The sequence below is a fragment of the Arthrospira sp. PCC 8006 genome (assembly GCF_046480465.1).
GTDB lineage: Bacteria > Cyanobacteriota > Cyanobacteriia > Cyanobacteriales > Microcoleaceae > Limnospira > Limnospira platensis.
The window spans coordinates 1-3628 of the sequence record NZ_PKGG01000338.1; the positions used below are offsets into that span (position 1 = coordinate 1).

Genomic DNA, 3628 nt, shown 5'->3' on the forward strand with positions numbered 1-3628 from the left:
TAACACACTTAGGGGCAATTCCTTAATTGGTCCCAATGCACATTTTAGTAATTTTGTCAATCCCCCCTCAAAACGCCCAAAAAAAACTCGTGGATCGACAGCAAATTCACGAATCAGAGTGAGGGTTATGGGTGGGGTTGGTAAGGCGAGAAAATGCAGGTTTGAGGCGATCGCTTTCTACCGGAAATCGGCTACAGAGTCCCTATAGATACAACAAAGGTATTTTCACATATAACGTTATGTTATCAGAACCCCAAAAAGGTGTCAAGTGMCGATTYTCTMGTGACGMAAATGATGACTATTTCCCCGGAAATTTGTGGTGACTGATTCAATGTTTAAAATTGTCTSCCGAAATCGATAAGTCACAGCTATGGCAACGGTTGAGGATGCACATTTTAGTAATTTTGTCAATCCCCCCTGAAAACGCCCAAAAAAAACTCGTGCATCGCCAGCAAATTCACGAATACGAGTGAGGGTGATGGGTGGGGTAGGTGAGGCGAGAAAATGCAGGTTTGAGGCGATCGCTTTCTACCGGAAATCGGCTACAGAGTCCCTATAGATACAACAAAGGTATTTTCACATATAACGTTATGTTATCAGAACCCCAAAACGGTGTCAAGTGCCGATTCTCTCGTGACGCAAATGATGACTATTTCCCCGGAAATTTGTGGTGACTGATTCAATGTTTAAAATTGTCTGCCTAAATCGATAAGTCATGGCTATAGTCGGAGTAGGGGATAAAATCAATCTAAACGTATTTGAGAACCCCAAATATCTTGGGGGATAAAAGACCTGTCCATAGGGATAGGAGCGACAGGTTCAGTGAGGGTAAAATTGCCAGACTCTATCCATTCCTTGAGTTCCTCCGCCACCTGTCGAGAGCGGGAAATACTGGCGAGGGGGGCGGTGCGGACGGTTTTACCCTCAATTTGGATACGACCGCTTTTGAGTTGAGCGTATGTTACCAAACCGAAAGTAGGGCGAACCCGGCGGGGGATAGCAAAATCGACCACTGGGGCGACAATATCCTCATCAGCAATAGTGGCGCGGGAAACCACTTCTTCGTTAAGCACAGGTAAGGGAATGCCAATGCCTAACATGAGAGAGGGTCCGTGTTGTTTAAAATAGCAGCCTCGCACCCAATAGGGGTTCATTTGTTTGGCATCCCCGATAACGGCGAGGGTGGCGGCAGGTCCTATGGGGGTGCGGTTAGGCAATCTTTTTTGGATGGGGAAATGTTGGGTTCCTTCCCATGTAATATATCCAATTCCTCCCCCTAGGAAAATGCGAGTTCCTATGCCGATTAATTGTAGGTCGGGGTCATTGAATAGGGGAGATATCGCGCCAGAGTTGGAGTAAACGGCATTACCTAAAAATGGTTGTAGGGGTCCGAGGTAAGTAAATAAAGGGCGATCGCCACCATTAACGCCAATGATAAAATTTTGGTATAAATTGCGGGGATTAAATAGATAAAACTGGTTAATTGTCTCTTTGCTAATGGAGGTTTCTAGGGAACTTCGGGGGTAGCAGTCGGAGGGAGTACCAACAGCTTGAAGATGGACGGTTTTTCCAGCGATTAAATCTTCGATAACATGACCGCCACCGCGATCGCTGGGTTCGTCTCCTTCTTTGACCATTTGGGTAGCGCCAATATATATATCTACTGCGCCAAAACCACTGTAGGCGGGTACACCGTTAAGCCAGCAGGTGCGAATATTGATGGGGGGGTCTGTATGTCCGAGGTTGATAATTGCACCGGAAGATTCCATGGGTTCAAAGGTTCCGGTGGTGATGACATCGACTTCTTGGGCGACTTGGCTGATGCTGGTTTCTTTGACTCTGGCTTTGAGTTCTTCGATGGTGCAGACAATGGCTTGCTGCTGATTGATTTTGTGGTTGATTTCGGCTATGGTTTTCACTGGTGATTATTCCTGGGATTATGCTCTGGGAGGGTTTCACTGGTTAGGAGTGAGGGTTGGTCGGTGACGGGTTTAAGGGGAGGGGGATCATCCCAAATATCTAGGATATCTCGGATCAGGATTTCTTTGATCAGAACTTGACCGACTACGGCGAGGGGAAAGGCTAACACGAGTCCGCCAAATCCGAAGAAGGTTAGGAAAAATCCTTGGGCGAGAAGGGTGATGGCTGGTAGTAGGGAGACTTGGTAAGCCATTAACGAGGGCATGATTACGGCGGTTTCGATTTGCTGGATGATGATATATAACATCACTACTAATGTGGCTTTCCAGGGGGAGTCTAAAAGGGCGATCGCCATTGGGGGAATGACGCTAACAGCAGGACCTATATTGGGAATTAGGTTGAGGAGTCCGGCGAGAATGGCATTGGCGAAAATTAAGGGGACTCTCAGTATCCACAAGCCGACTACTGTTAGTAGGGTGACACCAATCATGTTGAGTAAGGCACCGATTAGCCAACGACCTAGGGCTATTTCGCAAGTATCGAGAATGTCGTTCATTCGCCTTCGGTAAAAGGCGGGAATTAGTTGTAAGCTACTGCGACGGTAGGCTTGGGGGTCGGCTAGAAGCATGAGGGTGAGGACGAGGATTAATAAGATGCTGACTAATCCTTCTACTGTGGTTCCGACGACGACCCCAAAACCGCCGATTAATTGATTGCTGAGGGCTTGGGCTTGTTGGATAATTTGTTCGATGCGGATCTGTCTCAGGTCGCGACTGACTTCTGATAGATATTCCCGTAAGGGTCCGTTGAGGTCGGTGCGTAGATAGTCAATTAACAGGTTCAGCAGCTTTAGACCTTGTTCGAGACCGGCGGGGACCTGTTTGGCTAGTTGTTCTAATTGGTTGATTAGGGGGGGGACTACCAATAAAAAGCCGATGGTAATCCCTAAGAAGAATAGACTAATGGATAGGAAGACGGCAAGCGATCGCGGTAGTTTCAGACGCTGGAATTGACGGGTGAGACGGTTTAAGGCGGTGGCTAGGACGACGGCGGCGAAAATCATCAGCAGGGCTTGTTTAATCCGCCACAGGATGTATATAGCGATTAAGAAAGCTGTGAAGCCTATCCATGTACCTAGGGTCATTGCGACTGTTGAGGGTGAGAGAATTTGCTTTTCTACAGGCGATCGCCTGTACAATAGTTATCTATCATAGAATACTAGATTCTGTGGTGGGATTCCACCAAAGCCAGCCAGCTACCTATGACGAAACCCAGATATGTTCAAGAACTCCCACCTCGCGTTAGCAGGTGGGAGAGTGGGGAACCAGTCCTGCTGAAACTTTGAATAGCCCATTGAGCCGAATCATGCCACGCACTTCCGGTTGTTTCTCTAGATCGGATTATCTGCAAGCCTCCTGGTTAGGGGCGTTGGGAAAGCCAAGCCATGTTTGATTCGGTGGGCGAAGAGACTCAAACTCGCAAGAGGTTTATCACCATGCTACGAGTTCCGGTTTTATCCCCCAGTGGGAAACCATTAATGCCAACCAAGCCCAGTCGAGCAAGACGTTGGATTCGATATAGCACAGCCGTGGGAAGATGGTCAGACCTGTGAATGTTCTACGTTCAACTAACTCAGCAACCGTCTGGGGAAGAGACTCAACCGATGGCGGTTGGAGTTGACCCGGGGAAACTGTATAGCGGCGTTGGG

5 protein-coding genes are annotated in these 3628 nt (G+C 47.9%); 3 read left to right on the forward strand and 2 right to left on the reverse strand.

The window, feature by feature from the left end; genetic code table 11:
• On the forward strand, positions 1-208 hold a 208-nt coding region (locus B9T16_RS26740; RefSeq protein WP_410246182.1), incomplete at its 5' end, for a hypothetical protein.
• 283 nt (positions 209-491) lie between these two features.
• Entirely contained in the window at positions 492-674 is a 183-nt protein-coding gene (locus B9T16_RS26745; RefSeq protein WP_014274690.1) for a hypothetical protein, read from the forward strand.
• Between the two features lie 69 nt (positions 675-743).
• Here the strand turns inward: B9T16_RS26745 and B9T16_RS26750 are convergent, their stop codons facing one another.
• A complete protein-coding gene (locus B9T16_RS26750) occupies positions 744-1919 on the reverse strand; it encodes a homocysteine biosynthesis protein (protein ID WP_006617500.1) in 1176 nt (391 codons plus the stop codon).
• Entirely contained in the window at positions 1916-3064 is a 1149-nt protein-coding gene (locus B9T16_RS26755; RefSeq protein WP_410246183.1) for an AI-2E family transporter, read from the reverse strand. Before B9T16_RS26755 ends, B9T16_RS26750 begins: the two co-directional genes overlap by 4 nt.
• Positions 3065-3364: 300 nt before the next feature.
• Between B9T16_RS26755 and B9T16_RS26760 the strand changes: the two genes are divergently transcribed.
• The gene (locus B9T16_RS26760; RefSeq protein ID WP_410246184.1) at positions 3365-3532 is read left to right on the forward strand and encodes an RRXRR domain-containing protein; all 168 of its coding nucleotides are present in this window, start codon (positions 3365-3367) and stop codon (positions 3530-3532) included.
• Positions 3533-3628: the final 96 nt, after the last annotated feature.

Excerpts from the sequence above, each read along its gene's own strand:
- B9T16_RS26755 (WP_410246183.1), bottom strand. The coding sequence starts at position 3,064 with ATGACCCTAGGTACATGGATAGGCTTCACAGCTTTCTTAATCGCTATA.
- B9T16_RS26760 (WP_410246184.1), top strand. The coding sequence starts at position 3,365 with ATGTTTGATTCGGTGGGCGAAGAGACTCAAACTCGCAAGAGGTTTATC.